20 protein-coding genes and 1 pseudogene are annotated in these 24,547 nt (G+C 66.0%); 9 read left to right on the top strand and 12 right to left on the bottom strand.

Features of this window, described 5'->3' with window-relative positions:
- Position 1 precedes the first annotated feature (1 nt).
- A complete protein-coding gene (gene ppgK, locus QFZ70_RS10555) occupies positions 2–805 on the bottom strand; it encodes a polyphosphate--glucose phosphotransferase (RefSeq protein ID WP_307095441.1) in 804 nt (267 codons plus the stop codon).
- A gap of 123 nt (positions 806–928) precedes the next feature.
- Positions 929–1,807, bottom strand: coding sequence for a type I methionyl aminopeptidase (gene map, locus QFZ70_RS10550; RefSeq protein WP_307095440.1), 879 nt, complete (start codon positions 1,805–1,807; stop codon positions 929–931).
- 121 nt (positions 1,808–1,928) lie between these two features.
- On the opposite strand from map, the gene QFZ70_RS10545 reads away from it, so the two are divergent.
- Entirely contained in the window at positions 1,929–2,093 is a 165-nt protein-coding gene (locus QFZ70_RS10545; protein WP_146069240.1) for an SPOR domain-containing protein, read from the top strand.
- Positions 2,094–2,147: 54 nt separating this feature from the next.
- Here the strand turns inward: QFZ70_RS10545 and panB are convergent, their stop codons facing one another.
- Positions 2,148–3,044 carry a 3-methyl-2-oxobutanoate hydroxymethyltransferase gene (panB, locus tag QFZ70_RS10540; RefSeq protein ID WP_307095439.1) on the bottom strand — a complete coding sequence of 299 codons (897 nt, stop codon included), beginning with the start codon at positions 3,042–3,044 and terminating at the stop codon, positions 2,148–2,150.
- Between the two features lie 260 nt (positions 3,045–3,304).
- On the opposite strand from panB, the gene glnA (QFZ70_RS10535) reads away from it, so the two are divergent.
- From glnA (QFZ70_RS10535) to QFZ70_RS10515, 5 genes are all read left to right on the top strand, one after another.
- Positions 3,305–4,645 carry a type I glutamate--ammonia ligase gene (glnA, locus tag QFZ70_RS10535; protein ID WP_307095438.1) on the top strand — a complete coding sequence of 447 codons (1,341 nt, stop codon included), beginning with the start codon at positions 3,305–3,307 and terminating at the stop codon, positions 4,643–4,645.
- Between the two features lie 9 nt (positions 4,646–4,654).
- On the top strand, positions 4,655–7,666 hold the full coding sequence (locus tag QFZ70_RS10530) for a bifunctional [glutamine synthetase] adenylyltransferase/[glutamine synthetase]-adenylyl-L-tyrosine phosphorylase (RefSeq protein ID WP_307095437.1): 3,012 nt from the start codon (positions 4,655–4,657) through the stop codon (positions 7,664–7,666).
- A gap of 67 nt (positions 7,667–7,733) precedes the next feature.
- Positions 7,734–8,177 carry a VOC family protein gene (locus QFZ70_RS10525; protein ID WP_307095435.1) on the top strand — a complete coding sequence of 148 codons (444 nt, stop codon included), beginning with the start codon at positions 7,734–7,736 and terminating at the stop codon, positions 8,175–8,177.
- 5 nt (positions 8,178–8,182) lie between these two features.
- Entirely contained in the window at positions 8,183–8,716 is a 534-nt protein-coding gene (locus QFZ70_RS10520; RefSeq protein WP_307095434.1) for a GNAT family N-acetyltransferase, read from the top strand.
- Positions 8,717–8,986: 270 nt separating this feature from the next.
- Positions 8,987–10,024: an AAA family ATPase gene (locus QFZ70_RS10515; protein WP_307095433.1), complete on the top strand. Its 1,038-nt coding sequence runs from the start codon at positions 8,987–8,989 to the stop codon at positions 10,022–10,024.
- A 110-nt stretch (positions 10,025–10,134) separates the two neighbouring features.
- Here QFZ70_RS10515 and glnA (QFZ70_RS10510) read toward each other — a convergent pair whose 3' ends face one another.
- A complete protein-coding gene (gene glnA / locus QFZ70_RS10510) occupies positions 10,135–11,559 on the bottom strand; it encodes a type I glutamate--ammonia ligase (RefSeq protein WP_104045328.1) in 1,425 nt (474 codons plus the stop codon).
- A 276-nt stretch (positions 11,560–11,835) separates the two neighbouring features.
- Between glnA (QFZ70_RS10510) and QFZ70_RS10505 the strand changes: the two genes are divergently transcribed.
- Positions 11,836–12,273 (top strand): RDD family protein, encoded by a 438-nt coding sequence (locus QFZ70_RS10505; RefSeq protein ID WP_307095431.1) that lies wholly within the window; start codon positions 11,836–11,838, stop codon positions 12,271–12,273.
- A 9-nt stretch (positions 12,274–12,282) separates the two neighbouring features.
- Here the strand turns inward: QFZ70_RS10505 and QFZ70_RS10500 are convergent, their stop codons facing one another.
- The 4 genes and pseudogenes from QFZ70_RS10500 to lipB form a co-directional block, all read right to left on the bottom strand.
- Positions 12,283–12,639, bottom strand: coding sequence for a DUF3817 domain-containing protein (locus QFZ70_RS10500; RefSeq protein WP_307097853.1), 357 nt, complete (start codon positions 12,637–12,639; stop codon positions 12,283–12,285).
- A gap of 115 nt (positions 12,640–12,754) precedes the next feature.
- On the bottom strand, positions 12,755–13,507 hold the full coding sequence (locus QFZ70_RS10495; RefSeq protein ID WP_307095429.1) for a DUF4191 domain-containing protein: 753 nt from the start codon (positions 13,505–13,507) through the stop codon (positions 12,755–12,757).
- A gap of 86 nt (positions 13,508–13,593) precedes the next feature.
- The gene (lipA, locus tag QFZ70_RS10490; RefSeq protein WP_307097852.1) at positions 13,594–14,601 is read right to left on the bottom strand and encodes a lipoyl synthase; all 1,008 of its coding nucleotides are present in this window, start codon (positions 14,599–14,601) and stop codon (positions 13,594–13,596) included.
- A gap of 45 nt (positions 14,602–14,646) precedes the next feature.
- Positions 14,647–15,267: pseudogene (lipB, locus tag QFZ70_RS10485) on the bottom strand (lipoyl(octanoyl) transferase LipB); the annotation flags it as partial.
- Between the two features lie 139 nt (positions 15,268–15,406).
- On the opposite strand from lipB, the gene QFZ70_RS10480 reads away from it, so the two are divergent.
- Positions 15,407–17,065 carry a serine/threonine-protein kinase gene (locus QFZ70_RS10480; protein WP_307095428.1) on the top strand — a complete coding sequence of 553 codons (1,659 nt, stop codon included), beginning with the start codon at positions 15,407–15,409 and terminating at the stop codon, positions 17,063–17,065.
- Positions 17,066–17,108: 43 nt separating this feature from the next.
- Here QFZ70_RS10480 and QFZ70_RS10475 read toward each other — a convergent pair whose 3' ends face one another.
- On the bottom strand, positions 17,109–18,002 hold the full coding sequence (locus QFZ70_RS10475; RefSeq protein ID WP_307095427.1) for a TIGR01777 family oxidoreductase: 894 nt from the start codon (positions 18,000–18,002) through the stop codon (positions 17,109–17,111).
- Positions 18,003–18,078: 76 nt separating this feature from the next.
- Between QFZ70_RS10475 and QFZ70_RS10470 the strand changes: the two genes are divergently transcribed.
- Positions 18,079–21,597, top strand: a complete 3,519-nt coding sequence (locus QFZ70_RS10470) for a S41 family peptidase (RefSeq protein WP_307095426.1) — start codon at positions 18,079–18,081, stop codon at positions 21,595–21,597.
- A 71-nt stretch (positions 21,598–21,668) separates the two neighbouring features.
- Here the strand turns inward: QFZ70_RS10470 and QFZ70_RS10465 are convergent, their stop codons facing one another.
- The 3 genes from QFZ70_RS10465 to sucB all read right to left on the bottom strand — a co-directional run bounded on the left by QFZ70_RS10465 (position 21,669) and on the right by sucB (position 24,545).
- Entirely contained in the window at positions 21,669–22,097 is a 429-nt protein-coding gene (locus QFZ70_RS10465; protein WP_307095424.1) for an OsmC family protein, read from the bottom strand.
- A 193-nt stretch (positions 22,098–22,290) separates the two neighbouring features.
- A complete protein-coding gene (locus QFZ70_RS10460) occupies positions 22,291–22,641 on the bottom strand; it encodes a hypothetical protein (protein WP_307095422.1) in 351 nt (116 codons plus the stop codon).
- Between the two features lie 152 nt (positions 22,642–22,793).
- Positions 22,794–24,545: a 2-oxoglutarate dehydrogenase, E2 component, dihydrolipoamide succinyltransferase gene (sucB, locus tag QFZ70_RS10455; RefSeq protein ID WP_307095419.1), complete on the bottom strand. Its 1,752-nt coding sequence runs from the start codon at positions 24,543–24,545 to the stop codon at positions 22,794–22,796.
- Positions 24,546–24,547: the final 2 nt, after the last annotated feature.

The raw sequence follows: 24,547 nt of genomic DNA, 5'->3' as shown, positions 1-24,547 counted from the left end.
CTTACTTGGCGAGCTTGTGCTTCAGTGCGATTTCAATGGCGGCACCCACAATGCCGGCCTCGTTCCGCAGGACTGCGGGCACGATCGGCGTGCGGAGTTTGAGGTTGGGCAAGTACTCATCCGCGCGTTTGGAAATGCCGCCGCCAACGATGAACAGTTCGGGGGAGAACAGGAACTCGACGTGGGAGAAGTAGCGCTGCAGGAGGACGCTGTACTGGTCCCACGTCAGGCCGTCCCGTTCGCGTGCCACGGCGGAGGCCTTGGTCTCCGCGTCGTGGCCGTCGATCTCGAGGTGGCCCAGCTCAGCGTTCGGTACCAGCTTGCCGTCGAAGATAAAGGCTGAACCGATCCCGGTGCCGAGGGTGATCACCAGGACTGTGCCTGCGATGCCTGCGCCAGCGCCGTACCGGGCTTCCGCAAGCCCGGCGGCGTCGGCGTCGTTGATGACCTCCACGGGACGGCCCAGGCGCGCCGTGAGGAGCCCGTCGATGTCGGTGTTGAGCCAGCTCTTGTCCACGTTGGCGGCGGAGTGGACCACGCCGTGCTGGATGATGCCGGGGAAAGTGACGCCTACGGGGGAGCCGGCGGCCGGAGCCTCGGGGCGGGCCGAGAGTTCGGAAACCACCAGCGCCACTGCCTCGGCAACGGACTCCGGGGTAGCGGGCTGCGGGGTGGGAACGCGGAACCGTTCACCGAGCAGTTTGCCTTTTTTCAGGTCGACGATGCCGCCCTTGATTCCCGTGCCTCCGATGTCGATGCCGATCAGCGGGGCGTTCTTTTGCGACTTTTCGTCCTTCTTGGCCAATGGGTTTCCGTTCGTGGCAGGGGGCGGGCAGGGAAGGGGCGGCGGGCAGCCGGCCCCGGGGTGGTTGCTGGGTCAGCGGCTGGCCGTTGACAGGTGGTGTTCCGCTTCCGTCGGGCGGCCGGGTCAGGGCAGGGTGAGGATTTCCGCGCCGGACTCGGTGACCAGCAGGGTGTGCTCAAACTGGGCGGTGCGTTTGCGGTCGCGGGTGACGACGGTCCAGTCGTCCGCCCACATGTCCCACTCGACCGTGCCGAGGGTCAGCATCGGTTCAATGGTGAACACCATGCCGGGTTCGATCACTGTGCTGTAGGCGGGGGCGGCGTCGTAATGCGGGATGATGAGCCCGGTGTGGAAGGCTTCACCTACGCCGTGGCCAGTGAAGTCCCGGACCACGCCATAGCCAAAGCGCTTGGCGTACGACTGGATGGCGCGGCCGATCACGTTGATCTCACGGCCCGGCGCAACGGCCTTGATGGCCCGGTTGAGGGATTCCTGCGTCCGTTCCACAAGCAGGCGGGATTCCTCGTCTACATTTCCTACCAGGAACGTGTAGTTGGTGTCACCGTGGACGCCGTCGATGTAGGCCGTGATGTCGATGTTGAGGATGTCCCCGTCATTGACCACCGTGGTGTCCGGGATGCCGTGGCAGATGACCTCGTTGAGCGACGAGCACAAGGACTTGGGGAATCCCCGGTATCCGAGGGTGGAGGGGTACGCGTGATGGTCAAGGAGGAACTCGTGGCCCACCTTGTCCAGCTGGTCGGTGGTGACGCCCGGCTCGATGTGCTTCCCGACTTCCACGATGGCCTGCGCGGCGATTTTTGCGGCCACGCGGATCTTCTCGATGGTCTCGGCGGACTTGACCTCGGAGCCGGTGAACTTGGCAGGTGCCGGCCTGCCGACATACTCGGGGCGGGCGATGGACGCCGGAACGGGGCGCTGCGGGCCCACGGTTCCCGGTGTAAGGGTGCCGATGGGTGCAGTCGAGGCAAGGGAAGGCATAGATTGATCATATAAGGCACCACAGAAGGCCTAACAACCGGGAGCCAGGTCTGTCCCGCGTGAGGATTTAAGTTACGCGCGTCACGCCGCAGGTTCCCTGCCCGGCGGAAGGGGAACAGCGATGGCTGAGTACTGGTACAACATCAAGACCCACGAGGTGGAGGAGGACCGGCTCTCCGACTGGAGCCAGCTGATCGGGCCCTACAAGACGCGGCAAGAGGCCGAGCACGCCCTGGAGAAAGTCCGCGCGCGCAATGAAGTCTGGGAAAAGGACGACGACGACTGACTGGACATGCGGAGCAGGCCGGCGAAGTACCGGCCTGCCCGGGTCCGTACCCGGCTAGAAGGTGTGCTCGGGCCCGGGGAACTGGCCGGACCTGACATCCTCGCCGTAGGCGGCGGCTGCATCCAGGAGCGTGGTCCGCAGGTCCGCGTACTGCTTCACGAACTTGGCCATCCTGCCGCCCCGCAGCCCGGCCATGTCCTGCCACACCAGCACCTGGCCCGTGGTTTCCTTACCGGCGCCGATGCCGATGGTAGGAACCATGACGGCCTTATCCACTGCCGCCGCCGTCTCCGCGGGGACCATCTCCATCAACACGGTGAAGGCGCCGGCATCCGCCAGCGCCACGGCATCGTCAATCAAACGCTGCGCGTCATCGCCGCGGCCCTGGACGCGGTAGCCGCCCAGCGCGTGTTCACTTTGCGGCGTGAAGCCGATGTGGGCCATCACGGGAATGCCTGCCTGCACCATGGCCCGGACAGTCGGCGCGTAGTATTTACCGCCCTCGATCTTGACGGCGTGCGCCAATCCTTCCTTCAGGAACCGCACGCCCGTGGCTACGGCCTGCTCGGCGGAAACCTCGTAGCTTCCGAACGGCAGGTCCGCCACAACGAGGGCGCGCCTGGCAGAGCGGGCAACTGCCCGGCACAGGGGCAGCAGTTCCTCCACGGTGACCGGAAGGCTGGTCTCGTTGCCGAAGACATTGTTGGACGCGGAGTCGCCCACCAGGAGCACCTCGATGCCGGCGGCGTCGAAGATTTCCGCCGTGTACTGCTCGTACGCGGTGAGCATCGCGAATTTGGTGCCCTCGTTCTTGGCCTGCTGCAGGTGGTGGAGGCGCACCTTGGCCGGCTTCCGCTCCGCGGCCGGCGGAACGCCCATCCCGGGCCCGCTGCCATAGGGGGCGGGGACGTCGGCGGACATGCTTGCGTCGGAGCTGCTGCTGGAGGCCATGGCACGAGCGTAGTGCGGCATCCGCGGTCCTAGCTACCGGCGGCGTCTCCCACCCAGGTGATTCGCGTCATAAGCGGGGAGCCCGACAACGGCCCGGGCCACGGCTGCCACCGTCGCCATTCCCCGACGTTAGTGTTAACGCTGTGTTACGCGGCCTGCAGGCTCCAGCACCGGCGCCAATTGCTTAGTACAGTGTTTGTGAACTGCTGCCGGCATTCTGCGGACCGGGGCATGGACGTTGACCGGAGAAGAGGCCATTTATGGACCGCCAGCAAGAGTTTGTCCTGCGCACCATCGAAGAGCGCGACGTACGTTTCGTGCGCCTGTGGTTCACCGACGTCGTGGGTTCACTCAAGTCCGTGGCGCTGGCGCCTGCGGAAGTGGAGGGCGCGTTCGAGGAAGGCCTCGGTTTCGACGGTTCAGCCATTGAAGGACTCGCGCGTGTGTTTGAGTCCGACATGCTCGCGCAGCCGGACCCGTCCACCTTCCAGATCCTGCCGTGGCGCGGCGAAACCGAGCAGACGTCCCGCATGTTCTGCGACATCCTCACCCCTGACGGTGAACCTTCCGCGGCCGATCCCCGCAACGTCCTCAAGCGCACCCTCGCCAAAGCCGCAGACATGGGCTTTACCTGCTACACCCACCCGGAAATCGAGTTCTACCTGCTCAAGTCCCAGGAGCCCGGGCCGGACGGCGCGCCGGTGCCCGTAGATGAAGGCGGCTACTTCGACCACGTCCCGGGCGGCGTGGCCCAGGATTTCCGCCGCACGGCCGTGACCATGCTGGAATCGGTGGGCATCTCGGTGGAGTTCAGCCACCATGAAGCCGGCCCGGGGCAGAACGAGATTGATCTGCGCTACGCGGATGCCCTCCAGACGGCGGACAACATCATGACGTTCCGGACCATCATCAAGGAAGTTGCGCTCCAGCAGGGCACATACGCCACGTTCATGCCCAAGCCCTTTACAGCGCACCCCGGGTCCGGCATGCACACCCACTTCTCCCTTTTCGAGGGCGACACCAACGCTTTCTACGAGGCCGGTGCGGAGTTCCAGCTGTCCAAAACCGCCCGCCAGTTCATTGCCGGCATCCTCAAGCACGCACCCGAATTCACTGCCGTGACAAACCAGTTCGTGAACTCCTACAAGCGGCTGTGGGGCGGCGGCGAAGCCCCCAGCTACCTGAGTTGGGGACACAACAACCGCTCAGCACTGGTCCGGGTTCCCCTCTACAAGCCCGGCAAGGGCCAGTCGGCGCGGATCGAGTACCGCGGCATCGATTCCGCTGCAAACCCGTACCTGGCCTACGCCGTCCTGCTGGGCGCCGGCCTGAAGGGCATCGAAGGCGGCTATGACCTTCCCGCAGCCGCAGAGGACGATGTCTGGTCGCTCAGTTCCGCGGAGCGCCGTGCCATGGGGCACGACCCCCTTCCCGCCAGCCTCCATGACGCCATCCGCACCATGGAAGACTCCGAACTCATGCCGCAGATCCTGGGCGAGCAGGTCTTCGAACACTTCCTCCGGAACAAGCGCGCCGAGTGGCAGGACTACCGGCTCCAGGTGACGCCCTACGAGCTGCAGCGCAACCTGGCCATCCTCTAGGAGGTGGTGGTGAGCCTCGCACGGCGCCTGATTTCGGCCGGCTTCAGTGACCTGGAGAAGGCCGAACGGTTCCTGGCTGCCCGCGAGCTCGAGGGACTGGACGAAGACCGGCTCTTCGCAGGGCTGCAGATGGCAGCCAGCCCGGACACAGCCCTCCAGTCCCTGGTGCGGCTGATTGAAAAGCATCCGGATCTCCGGCAGCTGGCGGGCGCTGATCCCGAAAGGAGCGAAGCACTCTACCGGGTGCTGGGGGCATCGGAGGCGCTGGGGGAGTTCCTCATCCGCCACCCAGAACACCTCGACGCCTTCAGTGTCCGGCCCAGCCCGGAGCCGCTGCAGGCGGATCCAGCGGAGTTGCGGGCTTCCCTCCTTTCGTCCGTAGGTGCTGACCCGCGTGCTGCCCGGCCCGTTGCCGCTGTCACCGGAACGGAGGCCTACGCAGCACTTCGGACGGCTTACCGCAGGGGCGTGGTGGACCTTGCGGTCAAGGACCTCTGCGCCGCTGACCCGCTGGACTTCCTGCCCATGGCGGGAGGGGAACTCGCGGACCTGGCGGGCGCCGCGATCGAGGCTGCCCTCGCCGTCTCGCGCGCGGAGGCGGCCAGCCAGTACAGCGCCTCAGAGGTGGCGGACGTCGGCCTGGCGGTCATCGGCATGGGCAAATGCGGAGCGCGGGAGCTGAACTACATTTCCGACGTCGACGTCATCTACGTGGCGGAAGCGGGCAGCCTTGATGATGCGCAGGCCAGCACCATCGGCACAGCACTGGCCAGCGGAATATCCCGGGCCATCTCCTCTGTTGCCCGGGAACCAGGGCTGTGGGAAGTGGACGCGAACCTCCGGCCGGAAGGGAAGTCCGGGCCGCTGGTGCGCACCCTGGCGTCCCACCAGACCTACTACGCGCGATGGGCTGAAAGCTGGGAGTTCCAGGCACTGCTGAAGGCCCGCACCATCGCCGGCGATGTTGCCCTTGGCCAACAGTACGAGGACGCCATTGCGCCGCTGATCTGGAGTTCAGCAAGCCGGGACGGGTTCGTTGAGTCTGTGCAGGCCATGCGCCGGAGGGTCACGGAGCACATCCCGCAGGCGGAAGAACAGCGGCAGATCAAGCTGGGCCGGGGCGGTCTCCGCGACGTCGAGTTTACGGTGCAGCTGCTCCAGCTGGTCCATGGCAAGTCTGACGAGACGTTGCGGCGGCGGGACACCACTTCGGCCATTGCAGCGCTCTCCGCAGGCGGCTATATCGGGCGCTCGGATGCCGCAGCCTTCGACAATGCATACCGGTACCTGCGGCTGCTGGAGCACCGCATCCAGCTCTTCCAGCTGCGCCGGACACACCTGATGCCGGTGGGGGAGCCTGCGCTCCGTGCCCTGGCCAAGGCTGTGCTGGGACCGTTTTCCAACGAGCGCCCGCACCCCGACGCTTTGCTGGCCGCCTGGCAAAAGACCAAGCGTTCGGTGCGTGAGCTGCACGAGCGCATCTTCTACCGGCCCCTGCTCAACACCGCAGCCAAACTCAGCAGTGAGGACGCCAGGCTTACGCCCGAAGCTGCCGAGGGCCGGCTCGCGGCCCTCGGGTATCTGGATCCGAAGGGCGCCATGCGCCACATCGAGGCCCTCACCGCCGGTGTTAGCCGCCGCGCGGCCCTGCAACGGCAGCTGCTGCCCATCCTGCTTGACTGGCTCGCTGAAGGAGTGGACCCCGACGGCGGCCTTCTCGCCTTCCGCCGGGTCAGTGAGGCTTTGGGCACCACCCACTGGTACCTGGGTATGCTCCGTGACTCCAAGGCCGCGGCGGAGCGGCTGTGCCACGTGCTCGCAAACTCGCGGCTGATTGCGGATCTGCTGGAAGTCTCCCCTGAATCGGTGGCCTGGCTCGGCCACGACAAGGACCTCGTCCCGGTCACCTTCGAGGCCCAGTGGCAGGAAATCACCGCCAAGATGTCCCGCCATTCGGACCCGGAGAGCGCCATGCGGCTGATCCGCCTGATCCGGCGGCGGGAAACCCTCCGGATCGCGATCGCCGATTCTGCCGGGCTGCTGAACCAGGACGAGGTGGGGGCGGCGCTGGCGGACACTGACCGCGCGGCCGTCCTCGGCGCTTTGCGTGTTGCCGAAGGCGTTGTGTCAGCCAAGGGGCCCCTGAAGACCGCTGTCCTGGTGGTTGCCATGGGCCGGCAGGGCGGGCGCGAAATCGGATACGGATCCGATGCGGACGTGATGTACGTCCACCGGGCGCTGCCGGGATTCTCCGAGGAGGAGGCGCAGGAGCAGGCCTCGCGGATCGTCGCCAAGGTCTCCAACCTCCTGACCCAGCCGCTGAAACCGGCCATCATGGCGGAACGGGTGCTGCAGGTGGACGCCGACCTGCGCCCGGAGGGCAAGAACGGAGCGATGGTGCGCTCCCTCGACTCCTTCGCCGAGTACTACCGGCGCTGGTCCCTCATCTGGGAGGCGCAGGCACTGCTGCGTGCCCGGCCGATGGCGGGCGACGACGCCCTGGCCGCGGACTTCATGGAACTCATCAATCCCATCCGGTATCCGGAGTCCGTTTCCGCCCAGGACGTCCGCGAAATCAGGCGGGTCAAGGCGAGGGTTGAATCTGAGCGCCTGCCGCGCGGTGCTGATCCGGCCAGGCATCTCAAGCTGGGGCGCGGGGGGCTCAGCGACGTCGAATGGCTGGTCCAGCTTTTGCAGCTTGAACACGCCGGCAAACACAGGGAGCTGCGGACCACGTCCACCATCGCGGCGCTCGAAGCCGCAACCCAAACCGGCCTGCTTGCCAAGGAGGATGCAGACCTGCTCGCGGCTGCCTGGCGCCTTGCCAGCCGGATCAGGTCTGCCAATGTCATCTGGAGCGGCAAGGCCTCGGACCTGCTTCCGTCCTCCAGGCGCGACCTGGAAGCGGTGGCGCGGTGGTGCGGCTATGAGCCCGGCAATGCCGCGGTGCTGGAAGAGGACTATCTCCGGGTCAGCCGCCGGGCCCGCGCCGTTTTCGAACGGGTTTTCTACGGCCACTAGCCGGCAGCCAGGCAGCGTTTGCTGGAAGTGGCTGACACCCGTCGGGGCATGGTGCTAATTTGAGCCAATGGCTACCCAAATCTTTTTCAACCTGCCCGTCAAGGACCTGAAACGCTCCGTGGACTTCTTCACGGCCTTGGGTTTTTCCTTCAATCCGGACTATACGGATGAGAACGCCACATGCATGATCATCAATGAGAACGCCTTTGTCATGCTCCTGGTGGAGACCTTTTTCAAGACCTTCACGTCCAAGAATGTAGCGGACAGCCGGGAGTCTGCGGAAGCGATCATCGCCTACTCCGTGGACAGCCGGGAGGCAGTGGATGAGGCCGTCAGGACCGCGCTGGCCTCCGGCGGGTCCGCTTCTGAGGACCCCCAGGATTACGGATTTATGTACAACCACAGCTTTCAGGACCCGGACGGCCACCTCTGGGAAGTGACATGGATGGATCCCGCCGGTCCGCCGGCTGAGTCCACCGCCGGTGACGATTCCGCCAGCGCGCAGTCCTGAGCGGGGTGGACCCCAGCGTCTGGTTGATTTCGCTGAGGGACCTCGACGACGACGCACGCGCCATCCAGCTCGGCGCAGTGGCGGAGCTGGAACTTGGGCCGGGCCAGGAGCAGTTCGTTGGCGACCCGCTGAGGATGGCCTTAGCGGGGCTGGCCGAGGAGTCGCGCCGCCCATACGTCATCGAGTCCTTCGGCCTGGCCGTGGGACTCCTCACCTTACAGGCCGGGGCAGCCCGGCTGGCGGGCTGGCCGGACGACGATTCCGCGTGGCTGCTGCGGGGATTCCTGATCGACCGCCGGCAACAGGGCAAAGGCCTCGGTCCGCTGGGTGCTGCCGCCGCCGTGGCGGCTGCGGAAAAACTCAGCGTCCGGCAGGGAACTGGGGAGACCGGCGTCGTCCTTTCCGTCAACCAAGCGAACCCGGCAGGATTGGCCACCTACCGCCGCGCGGGCTTTGAGGACCGCGGGCAATATTGCGGCAGCCCGGCAGGACCCCAACGAATCATGTTTCGGGGCTTTGGCCGGACATCAGCGCCATAATAAAGCAGCCCGGCGTTGCGCTTGGCGGCAGATTGCTTGATTATGTGGATTGGCGGTGTTCTTCAAACCTTGTTGGGGGGAAGGCTTCCGAAGTCTTCGTCTCGGGGGACATTCGTCAGGGGATCCGGCTCCCGGTCTCAGCACGTCTGGAGCTGGGTCCCCACCTGCGCCAGCCGGTGACTCTGTCAGCCGCGCGTAGGGCCGCCGGCCCCGATTGCGAACTGTGAGCTGAGCCCCACCTCGTTCGGGTATCGGTATTACAGTGGATGCATGGCTGCCAGCCGCAATCCGCTCGACGACCTGCGCGAAACCATCGGCCATCTGGCCGATCAGCTCAAGCTGCCCGGTTCGGAACGCGTCGACGACCTGGTTGGGGATCTCATCGGAGCGAGGCCCGGGCCGGCCCGGCCGCTGTCCGAGGTGCAGGCCGAGCTCGACGCGCTGGTCGGACTGGAGACCGTGAAGGAACAGGTGCGGGCCCTCGTCGCACTGCTCCAGGTCCAGGCCCGCCGTAAGACGCACGGTCTGCCTGAGGTGGCCACCTCACAGCATCTGGTGTTCCTCGGTAACCCGGGCACGGGCAAGACCACCGTGGCGCGGCTCCTGGCCGAGATGTACCGCGCGGTCGGTCTGCTGCAGAAAGGCCACTTGGTCGAGGTCGACCGTTCGGGCCTGGTGGGGCAGTACGTCGGCGCGACGGCCATCAAGACGGACCGGGTGATCCGGCGTGCGCTGGACGGCGTCCTGTTCATCGACGAGGCCTACGCGCTGGCCCCGGAGGACGGCCGGACGGACTTCGGCCCCGAGGCGATCGAGGTCCTGCTCAAACGGATGGAGGACCACCGCCACCGCCTGGTCGTGATCGTGGCCGGGTACCCGCGGCTGATGGAGTCCTTCCTGCTCTCGAACCCCGGGCTGCGCTCCCGGTTCGCCCGTGAGATCACGTTCCCCGACTACTCCGTCGACGCACTCCAGACGATCTTCCACCAGATGCTGGCCCAGCACGAGTACACGCTGGAGCCGGGTGCGGAACAGATGCTGCGCCGCATCTTCACCGGGCTCCACGCCGGCGAGGACTCCGGCAACGCCCGGTTCGCCCGCACGCTGTTCGAACAGGCGCTCAACCGCCAGGCGCTGCGGCTCTCGCTTGACGGGGAACAAGCTCTCGACGCGCTCGATCGTGAGGCCGTCATGACGCTCACCGCGGACGACATCGTCGAGGCCGCGCTGGCCTTGGGTGAGGAGCCGGAGCCGGAACCGACTCCGGAACCGGAGCAGTCACGCTGGTGGCGCTGGCTGAATTTTTAGTCCAACTTGTGGAGACAACAAGGGCCGGCCCCCGAGGGGACCGGCCCTTGTTGCGATTCGTTGCGAGCGGGCTGTGTTCGGACTAATGCCGCAGCAGCCGCGTGGTCCGGCTAGACGCCGTAGTAGAGCTCGAACTCGTAGGGGTTCGGACGCAGCGACAGGGGACGGATCTCGTTCTCGTACTTGTACTCGATCCAGGTGTCGATGAGGTCCTGGGTGAAGACGCCGCCGGCCTGCAGGAACTCGTTGTCCGCGGCCAGGGCGTCCAGGGCCTCCTCGAGGGTGCCCGGAGCCTTGGGGATGTCCTTGGCTTCCTCGGCGGGGAGTTCGTAGAGGTCCTTGTCGATCGGTGCCGGCGGTTCGATGCGGTTGCGGATGCCGTCGATGCCGGCCATCAGCTGGGCAGCGAATGCCAGGTACGGGTTGGAGGAGGGGTCCGGCGCGCGGAACTCGATGCGCTTTGCCTTGGGGTTGGTGCCCGTGATGGGGATACGGATACCGGCGGAGCGGTTGCCCTGCGAGTAAACCATGTTGACCGGAGCTTCGAAGCCCTTGACCAGGCGGCGGTAGGAGTTCACCGTCGGGTTGGTGAATGCCAGGACGGCGTCGGCGTGCTTCAGCAGGCCGCCGATGTACCAGCGGGCGGTGTCGGACAGGCCGGCGTAGCCCTTCTCGTCGTAGAACAGCGGCTCACCGTTGCTCCACAGCGACTGGTGGCAGTGCATGCCCGAGCCGTTGTCACCGAAGACCGGCTTCGGCATGAAGGTCACTGACTTGCCCCAGGCGTCTGCCGTGTTCTTGATGACGTACTTGAACTTCTGCAGGTCATCGGCAGCGTGGGTCAGGGTGGTGAACTTGTAGTTGATCTCTGCCTGGCCGGCGGAGCCAACTTCGTGGTGGCTGCGCTCGACCTCGAGGCCGGCTTCGTCCAGGGCGACACACATGGCGTCGCGCAGGTCGGCCTGCTTGTCGGTGGGGGAGACCGGGAAGTAACCGCCCTTGACGGGGGTCTTGTAACCGAGGTTTCCGCCCTCTTCCTCGCGGCCGGTGTTCCAGTGTGCTTCCTCGGAATCGATCTTGTAGAAGCTGCCCTGCGGGGAGGACTGGTACTGGACGTTGTCGAACACGAAAAACTCTGCTTCGGGAGCGAAGAAGGCGGTGTCTGCGATGCCGGTGGAGGCGAGGTAGGCTTCTGCCTTCTCAGCCACGCCGCGGGGATCGCGGTGGTACGGATCGCCCGTACGGGGGTTGACGATGGAGAAGTTCAGCGCGAGGGTCTTCTCCATGCGGAAGGTGTCCAGGAACGCGGTGGTGACGTCAGGAATCAGCTGCATGTCGGATTCGGCAATGCCCTGGAAGCCGCGGATGGAGGATCCGTCGAAAAGCTGGCCGTTGATGAAGAAGTCGGCGTCAACGCTCTTGGCCGGCACATTGAAGTGCTGCTGGACACCCGGCAGATCGGTGAAGCGGATATCGACGAACTTAATATCTTCGTCCTTGATGAACTTGAGGACTTCGTCCGCAGTCGTGAACATCTATGCTCCTAACGCATATGTAAATATCTGGCGTGAAAGCCATCTGATCCAGCGCAATCCGAAGGCAGGGAAAACGCAAGGTTTCCCTGCTGTGAGCACCTGCCGGGGGATTTGCTTGAAACTGCTAACAGCCTATGGACGCGGCATTTCCCGTCCGTGTCCACATTGTTTCGGGCAGGTTACAGAATGCCCTGTTATGGCAACGCTATCTGCCGTCCAGACTGTGGTCTAACTGCTTCCACAGTGTGGGCGAACCGAACCCGGTAAACTTGGACGGTGGTAGATCGCAAAGATATTGGCTCCTGGCTCACCGGCCCCGACACCTCGGGCATTTCGAAGTATCCCGGTGAGAGGCTGGGGTTGCCGGAGTCCGGACCCGGTTCCATTGCGCGGGCCGGCCGCAGGATCATCGCGCTGATGATCGACTGGGCCGTCGCCTTGCTGATCAGCAATTTCGCCTTCGCGGGCGACTCGTGGGCTACCCTGGCGATCTTCGCCGTCGAACAGATCCTCCTGGTGGGCACGCTCGGCTACAGCATCGGGCACCGCGCCGCCGGCATCCACGTGGTGAAGGCCGGCGGAGGAGCGCCGGGGCCGCTCGCTGCGCTGGTGAGGTCGTTGCTGCTGTGCCTGGTGGTTCCCGCCGTCATCTTCGATCCGGACCACCGCGGCCTGCACGACAAAGCGATGGACACGCTGCTCCTGCGCCGCTAGTCCCGGCCCTCAGGCGCGGCTGGTTTCCTTGGCTGCCGGGATCCCGGCTGTAGTCGCCGCAAGGTACCCGCGTTTTCCCGCCCAGCGCTCGAACCAGAGCGTGGCAAACGGGAAGACGGCGGAAAGGCCGGCGAACAGGGCCACCACGAAGGGCCAGCGCTGAAGCCGCCAAAGTGCAAGCGCGGCGATCCCGTAACCCACAAAGAGGGCGCCGTGGATGGGTCCTGCCACCTGAACGCCAATCTCCGTGGTGCCCGCAATCCACTTGAAGTACATGCCCGCCAGCAGCGCCGCCCAGCTGAACGCTTCTGCGATCGCGAGAATCCGGAAGGCGCGGAGGACTGCGTTCCTCACGGGAGATTCCATCTGGTCCTGTTGCAGCTTGTCCTGTTCCACTTTGTCCTGTCCTGTAGTCGGTGGGCAGCATTGGCCATAGAAAAGCCCCGGTCCCGGCAAGAGGCCGGAAACCGGGGCGTTTGCTCTAGCGTCCGCGGTTGGGGCGGGCTTTGTAGGGGTCGATGCCCTTGGGGATGGGGAGCTTGTTGCCCAGTGAGGCGATCCGCTTGGATACGGCATTCACCTCAAGCTTGGTCAGTTCCTTCTTCATCTTGCCCATCTTTTTGGCCACCTGGCTGATGGGGACCTGGCCCTCGCCTCGGCCGCTTTCAATGACGTGCACGGTGACGTTGGGCAGGATGCGTGCCAGGCGCTTTCGCTCGGCGTCCAGCAGCGGCTTTACCCGGTGCGTGGGTCCTTCGCTGACCAGCACGACGCCGGGACGCCCAATGGCGCGGAACACGGCGTCCTGCGTGCGGGGATTCACGGCGACGGGCTGTTCCTCGGTGATCCAGCCGCGCCGCAGCGTTCCCAGGGCGGCGCCGGAAGCGCCGGGCTGGTTTTCTATTTGGGCGAAGGCCGCGCGTTCGGCACGGCGGGAGAGAATCAGCGTGGCGCCCAAAAGACCCAGCGGGATGCCGATGATCAGGCCCGTGATCCAGTTTTCAAGCCAGAAGCCCACCAGGAAGCTGACAGCCACAACGCCGAGGAAAACCAGCAGCATAAGCCACGGAACCATGGGGTCGTGGCGGCGGGTCATGTTGAAGACCTCGCCGATCTGCTTAAGCCGGCTGGGCTTCTTGGCCTTTGCTTCTTTCGGCTTGCGGGAGAAGAGGCCACGCTTGACTGCGCTTGAGCCCGCCGGAGTGGGGTTGCTGGAATCAGGGGATTTCGCCATAGTGCCTCAATTCTACGTGACCAAAAGCGAAGGGCCGGCACCGGAGTTCTCCGGTGCCGGCCCTTCGGGGATGCAGCTTTTTTCAGTCAGGAGTGTGCCGCGAGCAGTGAGCTGGCTTCCTGGCGGGTGGTGCCGGAGGACTCGATGTGGGCGAGTTCGGCGGGGATTTCCCAGCCCTTCTTCCGCATCGCGGTGGCCCAGAGCCGGCCTGCGCGGTAGGAGGAGCGGACCAGCGGGCCACTCATGACGCCGAGGAAGCCGAGCTCGGTGGCCTCGTTCTGGAGGTCCACGAATTCCTGCGGCTTGACCCACCGGTCCACCGGCAGGTGCCGTTCGGAGGGGCGGAGGTACTGGGTGATGGTGATCAGGTCACAGCCGGCCTCGTGCAGGTCCTTGAGGGCTTCGGAGATTTCCTCGCGGGTTTCGCCCATGCCCAGGATCAGGTTGGACTTGGTGACCATGCCCAGGTTCCGGCCCTGGGTGATGACGTCCAGGGACCGTTCGTAGCGGAACGCGGGCCGGATCCGCTTGAAAATCCTGGGCACGGTTTCGACGTTGTGCGCGAACACCTCGGGTTTGGAGTCGCAGATCGCCTTGATGTGTTCGGGTTTGCCGGAGAAGTCCGGGATCAGCAGCTCCACGCCGGTGCCGGGGTTCAGCTCGTGGATCTTGCGGACCGTCTCGGCGTACAGCCACACGCCCTCGTCCTCGAGGTCATCGCGGGCCACGCCGGTGACGGTGGCGTAGCGCAGCTGCATGGACTGCACGGACCGGGCCACCTTGGTGGGTTCGAACCGGTCCACCGGGGACGGTTTGCCGGTGTCGATCTGGCAGAAATCACACCGGCGGGTGCACTCGGAGCCGCCGATCAGGAACGTGGCTTCCTTGTCCTCCCAGCACTCGAAGATGTTGGGGCAGCCGGCCTCCTCACACACCGTGTGCAGGCCTTCCTTTTTCACCAGGTTCTTGAGCTGGACGAACTCCGGGCCCATCTGGACCTTGGCCTTGATCCACTCCGGCTTGCGCTCCACCGGGACAGCAGAGTTGCGCTGTTCAACGCGCAAAAGCTTCCGGCCTTCAGGTGCCAGTGTCACAGTAGAGCTCCTTCGGGGGTAGCGACCAGGGCGCTCTGCATTCTTGTGCAGTTCTTCGGTGATTCTGGAAACGAGGTCAGCCGGGGCGACGTCATAACCGGTTTCCTGGGCGATTGTTGTTACGCCTGCATCGGTAATTCCGCAGGCAATGATCTGGGTGTACGGCGCGAGATCGTTGTTGCAGTTGATGGCGAACCCGTGCATGGTGACGCCTTCGTGGACCCGGATGCCAATGGCGGCAATCTTCCGGTCCGGGCCTTTTGCGTCCGCTGCAATCCAGACTCCCGCCCGGCCGGTGATCCGCACGGCCTGGATACCGTAGTCGGCAAGGACGTTGATGATGACCGACTCGAGGCGTTCGACGTAGTCGCGGATCCCTGCCCGGTTCTTCAGCTTGATGATGGGGTACCCCACGAGCTGGCCGGGTCCGTGCCAGGTAAGCTTGCCGCCACGGTCCACCGGAACCACCGGCGTGCCGTCAAAAGGCCGCTCGTGGTCTTCGGTCCGTTTACCGGCCGTGTAGACCGGGGAGTGTTCGAGGAGGAGGACTGTGCTCGGGGCCTGTCCGGCGACGACGTTGTCGTGGAGTTCGCTCTGGATGGCCCAGCCGCGGGTGTAGTCGACGAAATCCGGGGCAAGACCCAGCTGTGAAAACTCAAGAGTCATGAGATCCAGCTTAGACCTTGGGCCGCCACGCGCCCGGTTTAGTGCTTAAGCTCACCGTGCGGTCCGGAGCTCGTCCGGGCCGCCTCCGACCCTGTGGATAACTTCTGCACGCACAGCCGGATTCGACTAGACATAGGTCATGGAAGATTTGCAGGGGTTGACGGTCTCCGGTTATGCCGTTGGGCGGTTGCTGGGCCACGGCGGCAGCTCGTCGGTATGGCTGGTCACGGAGGAACGGAGCGGCCGGGAGTTTGCCCTGAAGTGCTTCCGCCCGGCCGCGCGCAGGTCGTCGCGGGGAGCAGTGATGAGTGCAGAAGGCATTCGACGCGAGATCCGCATCCTGTCCGTCCTCGATCATCCGCATCTCATCAAAGCGCACGACACTGTGGCATTGGCCAGCGGCGCGGCAAGCCGCGCCGCGTTGATCATGGACTACGCACCGGGCGGGTCCCTTGCAGGCCTGATAGCTGCCCGGGGAAACCTCAGCGTGGGGGAAACGGTGACGGTGCTGACACCCATCTCCCAGGTCCTGGCGTACCTGCACGGCAAAGGATTCACCCACTCCGACGTTTCACCGGGCAACGTCCTGTTCACCGGCCAGGGCAGACCGATGCTGTCCGACGTCGGCATCGCCCGGATGCTGGGGGACCCGGCCTCGGGAGCCAATACAGGCACACCCGGGTTTATGGATCCGGCGCCCGTGGACGCAGTGCGGGCAGGCCTTCAACCTGAACGGGACGTCTATTCGGTTGCGGCTCTGGGCTGGTTCTGCCTCACCGGTGTGCCTCCACAGCGCACTGCGGACCGGCCGCCGCTGTCCATCCTGCTTCCTGACGTCCCCAGGGAATTGGCCGCCGCCCTGGAGTCCGGGCTGAACGAGGACCGGCGGCTTCGGCCCACCGCGGCTTCCCTGGCTGCAGCCGTCTACCGGAGCGCGTCACCCCTGCCGCTGGACCTGGCGCCGGCGGTCCATCCCACAGTCCTGCCGGAACTGGTGACCCGCCTGCACGCGCCGCCGACTCCCCGCAGCGGGCTCGGCGAGAGAGTCCGTGGGCTGCGGCGCCGGCTGACGACGTCGAAATGGTTGGGGTCGTTAGTTGCCCCGGGAAAGCTGCCTTTTCCTGGGTCGAAAATGGTCATGCCTGCAGCCCACCAGGAGGACCACCGGCGGGGGCGGCACGCCCAGCCGCGGGGTGACCGGCAGCTGCGGAAAGGCGTTCTTGCCTGCGCAGCTGCAGCTGCAGTTGCTGCCGCCTGGTGGCTGTCGGGTGCTGCGGGCACGGCCACCGGACCGGGTTTGCCGTCCGGGTCTTCAGTTGCCGGCCCAGCCACCGCCCCGGTCACCGAAGCCCCTCCTGGCGGAACTGCCCGGCAGGCCGATGCGGTAGAGGCTGCGAGGCAGCAGGCGGCATCTCCCGATCCTGCCGTGGCCGTCCAGGGCATCGCACGGTTGAGGTCGCTGGCCTTCAGCACTGGAAAGCTGGAACTCCTTGATGAGGTGAACCAGCAGGGTTCTGGTGCGGCGGCAGCTGATCTCGGGATCGGCGGGCGGCTGCGGGAATCCGGCCACACCCTCTCCGGATTCTCCGCCACTCTGTCACACGTGCAGACGGAGGAGGCCAGGGCCGGGGCCCGCGCCGTGGTTGCTGTTACCTCAGCCTCGTCCGGTTATGAGGAGAAGGATGACCAGGGCGCTGTGGTTGCAACCGGAACAGCTGCCGGCGGGCAGCGGCTCCGCCTGGTGCTGGTCTCGGTCGACGGCAGGTGGCGGGTCAGCGAAATCCTTCCCGGCACCTGAGGCCGGGCCGGGCCCGAGGGCTGGTCCCAAGAAGGAGCGGCTCCTACCCCTTGCCGGCCACCCACTCCGCGGCCTGGGCGAGTGATGGATGCTGCCATCTAAAACCGGCAGACGACAGGCGCGCGGGCTCCATGCGCTGGCTGGCGAGCAGCAGTTCGTCGGCCAGATCGCGCATCACCAGGCGCAGTACCGGCGCCGGAACGCGCAGCACGGCCGGTCGGTGCAGGGCCTGGGCCAAAGCAGCCACCACGGCGTTCACGTCGGCGTCCTCGGGGGCGCAGAGGTTGACCGCTCCGCTCAGCGGGGACTCCAGCAGGAAGAGGAAAGCTGCAGATACATCCGGCAGGGTTACCCACGGCCAGTACTGGCGGCCGTTGCCAAAGGGGCCACCAACACCCAGCCGGATCAGGGGGAGCAGCCTGCCCAGGGCGCCGCCGGAACGGCTGAGGACCACACCGGTGCGCGTCACCACCACCCGTACACCGGGGGGAGCTGCCGCGGCTGCTGCCTCCCACTCCCCGCAGATACGGGCGAGTGTTCCCGCTCCCTGCGGCGCATTTTCCCGAAGTACCGTGTTGCCGGCGTCGCCGTAGTACCCGGAGCCGGACTGGCTGATGAAAACAGGGGGCGGAGAATCGAGCTGATGCATGGCCTGCGTGAGCGTGCGGGTGGAGTCCACCCGAGAGCTGAAGAGCTCCTCGACGCGCCTGCGCGTCCATGGCCTGTCCCCGATGCCGGCTCCGGACAGATTAACGACGGCGTCGGCTGCAGTGAGCGCTGTCGGGTCCAGTTGGCCGGCGGCAGGGTCCCACCGTACTTCCGCCGCCGACGCCGGCTCCCGCCTGACCAGGGAAACAACCTCGTGGCCGGCACGGCGGAAGGTTGCCGACATGTGGGTCCCGATCAGCCCGGAGGCGCCGGCTATGACTATGCGCATGGGGTCCATCACACCACGGCGGGCGCGGCGGCGGCACCTCCAACAGAGCGAAGTGGGGGTTGACTATGATCAAACGATGACCTCTTCCAGCTACTTCCGTTACCCGCACCTGCACGGCGATCTGGTCACTTTTGTGGCCGAGGACGACGTATGGATTGCGCCCCTGGGCGGAGGCCGCGCCTGGCGTGTTTCCTCCCTCCAGCTGCCCGCCCGAAATCCCCGCTTCACCCCGGACGGACGACGGCTGGTGTGGACGGTGGTGCAGGGAACGGCGCCGGAAGTTGTATCTGCAGCGGTGGACGGCGGCGACTACCGGCAGCTCACGTACTTTGGCCACGGCACCACCAGGGTAAAAGGCTTTACCGCGAAAGGCTCAGTGGTGGTCACCAGCGCCTTCCGCCAGGCTGAAAGCCGGCATACCCACGCCTACAGTGTCCCGTTGGAGGGCGGCTGGGCCGAGGAACTTCCCTTCGGGCCGGTGGAGTCGGTTGCCTTCGGCCCCGAAGTGGGTGATGAGCGCCCGGTAGTGGTGGGCAGCGTGCTTTCCCGCGAACCCGCCTGGTGGAAGCGCTACCGTGGAGGAACCGCAGGGAAACTGTGGCTGGACAACGACGGCAACGGGGAATTTGAGCGGCTGTTGCCGGACCTCGACGGCAACCTCGCTGACCCCATGTGGGTGGACGGCCGGATCGCATTCCTGTCCGACCATGAGGGCTACGGCAACGTTTACTCGGTCCTCCCGAACGGCAGGGACAGGCGCAGGCATACGGACCATGAGGACTTCTACGTCCGGCATGCCAGCACGGACGGCAAACGCATCATCTTCGAATCTGCGGGTGAGCTCTGGGTCCTTGCCCACCTGAACTCTGACCCGGAGCGGCTGGACATCAGCCTGGGATCGGCCTCCCAGTCAAGGCGCCCGGCCCTGCTCAACACCACCCGGCATCTTGGCGCCGCGGTTCCGGACGGCGCTGGAGCGGCCAGCGCCGTCGAAGCGCACGGCACCATCCACTGGCTGCGGCACAAGGACGGCCCTTCGCGCATTATCGAAGCAACGCCGGGTGTCCGTGCCCGCCTTCCCAGGCCCCTCGGCAACGGGCGGCTGGCCTATGTGGCGGACCACGACGGCGTTGAGGCGCTGTACATCAAGGACGTCGCCGCCCCGGTGCCCGGCACAGCGGACGCGGGCACCCTCATGGCATCCTTGCCGACTGCCGGGGAGCCGGGCGGCGAAGCTACAGCGTCAGCGCCCGGCAAGGACGAGGCCGCGGCAGCCTTGCCGCAGCCCGTTCCGGCCGCCGGGGCTGCGGTCCTGGCAGGAGCCGGTCAGGCTTCCGCAGTGAGGGATGACCAGCAGGCTGACGTCGCCCCGGAAAACGCACCCTCAGCCGCCGGGGCAGCGGTTCCGGCCGCAGCAACGCGTATCGGCTTCCCCCGCCCCACCCGCACCAGCTCGCTGGAGGCAAGCCCGGACGGCGGCTGGCTCGCACTGGGCACGTCCTTCGGCGAGGTTTATGCGGCCAACACCCGGACCGGGGAACTGACACTGGTTGCCAGCATCGGTGAAGGCACCGTCTCGGATCTGGCCTGGTCGGCGGATTCGCAATGGCTGGTCTGGTCGGAACCGGTAACGTCCTTCGGTTCCCGCAGCCGGCTCCGGCTGGCAAAGGTAACGGAGCCCGAAGCCGGCCCGGTGGATGTCACCGATGGCCGCTTCTGCGATACCTCCCCGGCCTTTACCCCGGACGGCAAGTTCCTGGCGTTCCTTTCCAACCGCAGCTTTGACCCCGTGTACGACGGTCACTCCTTTGACCTTTCCTTCCCGAGCCCCATCAAGCCGTACCTCGTGGCACTGGCCGCTGACACGCCGTCGCCCTTTGGTCCTTCCGTGGATTCGGACGCAGGGAAGGACGGGGCAGGCGACGAAGACGGGGAATCGAAGCAGGAGACTGCTGCTGTGGCGGAGGTCAAGGTGGACCCGGAGGGGCTCGCCCACCGCGTCATTGGCGTTCCCGTGCCACAGGGCAACTACACGTCGCTCAAGGCGGCGGAAGGCGCACTGTTGTGGCTCGACTGGGCATTGGCCGGCGTCACCGGTGACGGCAAAGCCAGCCGGGACGAGAAGGATGCCCGTCCCAGCCTTGCCCGCTTCGACCTTGCCCGGCGGAAGCAGTCCACCCTGGTGGAATCCCTGGACAGCTTCCGGCTTTCCGGTGACCTCACCAAGGTGGTGCTGATTTCCGACAAGCAGGTCAGCGTTGTACCCGCGGACAAAAAGGCCGACGAGGACTCAGGCGAGCTGGTCAAGGTGGACCTTGGCCGGATCCGGGTGATGATGGACCCGCTCAGCGTGTGGGGCCAGGCCTTCGACGAGGCATGGCGGCTGCAGCGCGACTTCTTCTGGACTGAAGACATGGCAGGGCAGGACTGGGAGTCCGTTTACAAGCGCTACCGTCCACTGGTGGACCGGCTGGGTACCCATGACGACCTGGTGGACCTGCTGTGGGAACTGCACGGCGAACTGGGAACCTCCCACGCCTACGTGCGGCCGGCACCTGTCACGGAGAACGGAAGCCATGGCCAGGGCCGGCTCGGCGCTGACCTTGCCCACACGCCGGCGGGCTGGGAGATCACCCGGATCCTTGCCGGCGAGTCCTCGGACCCCCTGGCAACGTCGCCCCTGACCCGGCCGGGCGTGGGCGCCAGGGCCGGAGACATCATGCTCGCCATCGACGGCGTCCCGCTCTCCAGCACCGTAACCCCTGCGATGCAGCTGGTGGGGGCGGCAGGCCGGGCAGTGGAGCTGACTCTCCTCAACGGCGCAGCGCATGGCGAAAGCGCAGGCAGGCAGCGGCGGGTCGCCGTCGTACCCGTCAAGGACGAGGAGCGCCTGCGGTACCAGGAATGGGTTGCCTCCAACCGGCGGACCGTCCGGGAGGCCTCCGGCGGTACCTTCGGCTACCTGCACATCCCGGACATGATGGCGAATGGCTGGGCCCAGCTCCACCGCGACCTGGACACTGAAACGGCGCTGGACGGCCTCATCGTGGACGTGCGGCGGAACCGCGGAGGGCACACCTCACAGCTGGTGGCCGAGCTGATCGGCCGCAAGGTCACCGGCTGGAGCATGCCGCGGGCTGAGAAACCCCGGACGTATCCGCACCACGCCCCGCGCGGGCCGGTCATCATCCTGGCCGATGAGTTCGCCGGATCCGACGGCGACATCATCACCCAGGTGTCCAAGCTGCGGGGCATCGGTCCGGTCATCGGAACACGCACCTGGGGCGGCGTGGTGGGCATCGACAACAGGTTTGCCCTGGCTGACGGCACGGGTGTCACCCAGCCGCGGTACGCAACGTGGTTCGGCGGCGGTGTGGGCTGGAGCGTTGAGAACTACGGCGTGGACCCGGACATCGAGGTCACCTATCCGCCGCACGCTTACGCAGCGGGACGGGATCCGCAGCTCGAATACGGCATCGGGGCGCTGAAGGAGATGATTCAGGAGCTTCCCACGGACCGCCCGCCGGTACGCGAAGGCTACCGCCGGTTGCGTCCCGCGCCGCTGCCGCCCCGGCAGGCAGCCAAACGGGTGTAACGCCGCAAAAGGCCCTGCCGTACCGGAACATTCCGGTACGGCAGGGCCTTTTTCTGCATCCTGCAAGCAGGCTAGGACTGCAGCGTGGCTTCCAGGGTGATGTCGATGCTGGCAAGGGCGCCGGATACGGGGCAGCCCACCTTGGCCTCGGCAGCGATCTTCTGGAACTCGTCTTCGGAGATTCCCGGGATCCTGGCGGACATGGTCAGGTGGCTGCCGGTGATGCCGGTGCCCGGCACAAAGGTGACGTCGGCCTTTGTGTTGACTTCCTCCGGCGCGTGCCCGGCCTGCGCCAGGGCGTGGCTGAAGGCCATGGAGAAGCAGGCCGAGTGGGCGGCGGCGATCAGTTCTTCAGGGCTGGTCTTGCCGCCCGAGGCCTCGGTGCGGGCCTTCCAGGTGACCTCGTAGGTGCCCAGGCCCGAGCTGTCCAGGGTGGTGTTTCCGGAACCCGACATCAGGTCGCCGTTCCATACTGTGTGCGCGGTGCGTGTTGCTGCCATAACCACTCCTTAAATTGATTCGAACCGGGGAAGGCTAATGCCCGGCCCCGCCGTTTCCCATCCTAGGGATATCGACCCGGGCGTGCACCAGCTGTCCGCTTCTGGTGAATTATGACCGGGGAATGAGATGACGACGGCGACGCCCCCGCTGAAAGGGAGCGTCGCCGTCGTCGTGGCCTCAGCGTGTAGGCAGCTACTGCCAGATGGTGGCGATGGCGATGTTCAGGAGCGCGAGCCCGCCTACGCTGTGCGCCAGGCCCTTGCTGATGTCTTCGCCGTTCTTGTACTTCCGGCGGCCGATGAAGGCCAGCACGCCGACGGCGAGGGCGATGACGAACTTGATGCCCAGCTTCGCGTAGTTGGCGTCCATGTCAAGGGCCGGGATCAGTCCCATCAGGGCGACGCCGGTGAGGAGCTGGAGCATGGCGCCGTCGAACTGGCGGGGGTGGACGGTGGGCTTTTTCATCTGGCCGATCCAGATGCCGACAATCATGGCGGCGCCAACGATGTGCAGGAAAACCACGATGTTATAAACGATGTTCATGGGACCAGTGTAGCCAGAGTTTCTACAGCTTGTAGTAGTTGGGGATCCCCGGTGATTCGTCGACCCACCCGGGCTGTTAAACGCCGACGGCGGGGCAGGCCCTGCGGTGGTCTCCCACCGCTGCCTGCACCGCCGTCGCGCGTTTCAGCCTGTTACAGCCCCAGGTCCGCTTCGAAGGCGCCTTCTTCAAGGCGTGCCTTCAAGGTCTGGAGGAACCGGCCGGCGTCGGCGCCGTCCACCAGGCGGTGGTCGTACGTCAGGGACAGGTACATCATGGAGCGGATGGCGATCGAGTCGTCACCGTTCTCGTCAGCAACAACCACTGCGCGCTTGACGATGGCGCCGGTGCCGAGGATGCCCACCTGCGGCTGGTTGATGATCGGGGTGTCGAACAGGGCCCCGACCGAACCGATGTTGGTGATGCTGAAGGTTCCACCGGACAGCTCGTCCGGGCCGATCTTTCCGTCGCGGGTGCGCCCTGCAACGTCGGCGATCTTGCCGGCCAGTCCGGCCAGGTTCAGGTTTCCGGCGTCGGAGATGACCGGGACCAGCAGGCCCTTGTCGGTGTCGACAGCGATCGCCAGGTGCTCAGCGTTGTGGTACGTGATCTCCTGCTTGTCCTCGTCGTACGCAGCGTTGAGCTTCGGGTGCTGCTTGAGGGCTTCGGCAACTGCCTTGGCGATGAACGGCAGGAAGGTGAGCTTGACGCCGTTCTGGGCCTGGAACGAGTTCTTGGCCTTGAGGCGCAGCTTGGCGACCTTGGTCATGTCCACTTCGTGGACCTGCGTGAGCTGCGTTGAAACCTCGAGGGATTCGCGCATGCGGCGGGCGATGACCTGGCGGATGCGCGGAGCCTTCTGCGTAGTGCCGCGCAGCGAGGAAACAGCGGCGTTGGACGCGGCCGGGGCTGATGCGGCAGGCGCTGCTGCCGGGGCTGCGGCGGGTGCGGCCTTGGCTTCAGCTGCGGCGATGACGTCCTGCTTGCGGATGCGTCCGCCCACACCGGTGCCTGAAAGCGCGGCGATGTCCACGCCGTGCTGGTTGGCCAGCTTGCGAACAAGGGGAGTGACGTAGCCGGACTCGGATCCGCCGTTGGCCGGTGCGGCCTCGGTTACGGCAGGCGCTGCAGCAGCCTGCCGAGCAGGTGCTGCCTTGGGCTCTTCCTGGGCCGGTGCAGCCTGAGCCGGAGCGGCCTTCGGGGCCGGTGCGGGGGCTTCAGCCTTGGGGGCTTCCTGGACCGGGGCCTCGGTGGACGGTGCTTCGGCCGGGGCAGCAGCTGCGCCGGAGCCGATAACAGCGAGGACGGAACCGACCTCTGCTGTTTCGTCCTCGTTGACGCGGATTTCCTGAAGGGTGCCGGCCACGGGCGACGGGATTTCGGTGTCGACCTTGTCGGTGGAGACTTCCAGGAGCGGCTCGTCAACCTCTACGGAGTCGCCCACGGCCTTGAGCCAGCGGGTGACGGTGCCTTCGGTGACGCTTTCGCCCAGCGCCGGGAGGGTCACTTCATGGCCCTCTCCTGCTTCGCCGCCGGCTGCCGGAGCCTCCTGGGCGGGCGCTTCCTGGGTGGGAGCCGGTGCTTCCTGTGCGGGAGCAGGCGCGGCTGCGGGGGCTTCTTCGGCGGGTGCGGCTGCGGGGGCTTCTTCAGCGGGTGCGCCGCCGCCGGAGCCATCGCCGATGCGGACCAAAGGAGCGCCGACCTCGGCGGTCTCGTCCTCGGCAACCAGGATTTCCTCAATCACGCCGGCGACAGGAGAGGGGATTTCAGTGTCTACTTTGTCGGTGGAGACTTCGAGCAGCGGCTCGTCCACCTCTACCCGGTCACCTACCTGCTTGAGCCAGCGGGTGACGGTTCCTTCGGTGACGCTCTCACCGAGGGCGGGCAAGTTAACGGATTCAGACATGT

Source organism: Arthrobacter sp. V1I9, assembly GCF_030817075.1.
Lineage (GTDB): Bacteria > Actinomycetota > Actinomycetes > Actinomycetales > Micrococcaceae > Arthrobacter.
The sequence above is the reverse complement of the archived record's forward strand: the minus strand, read 5'-3'. Positions and strand labels throughout refer to the sequence as shown.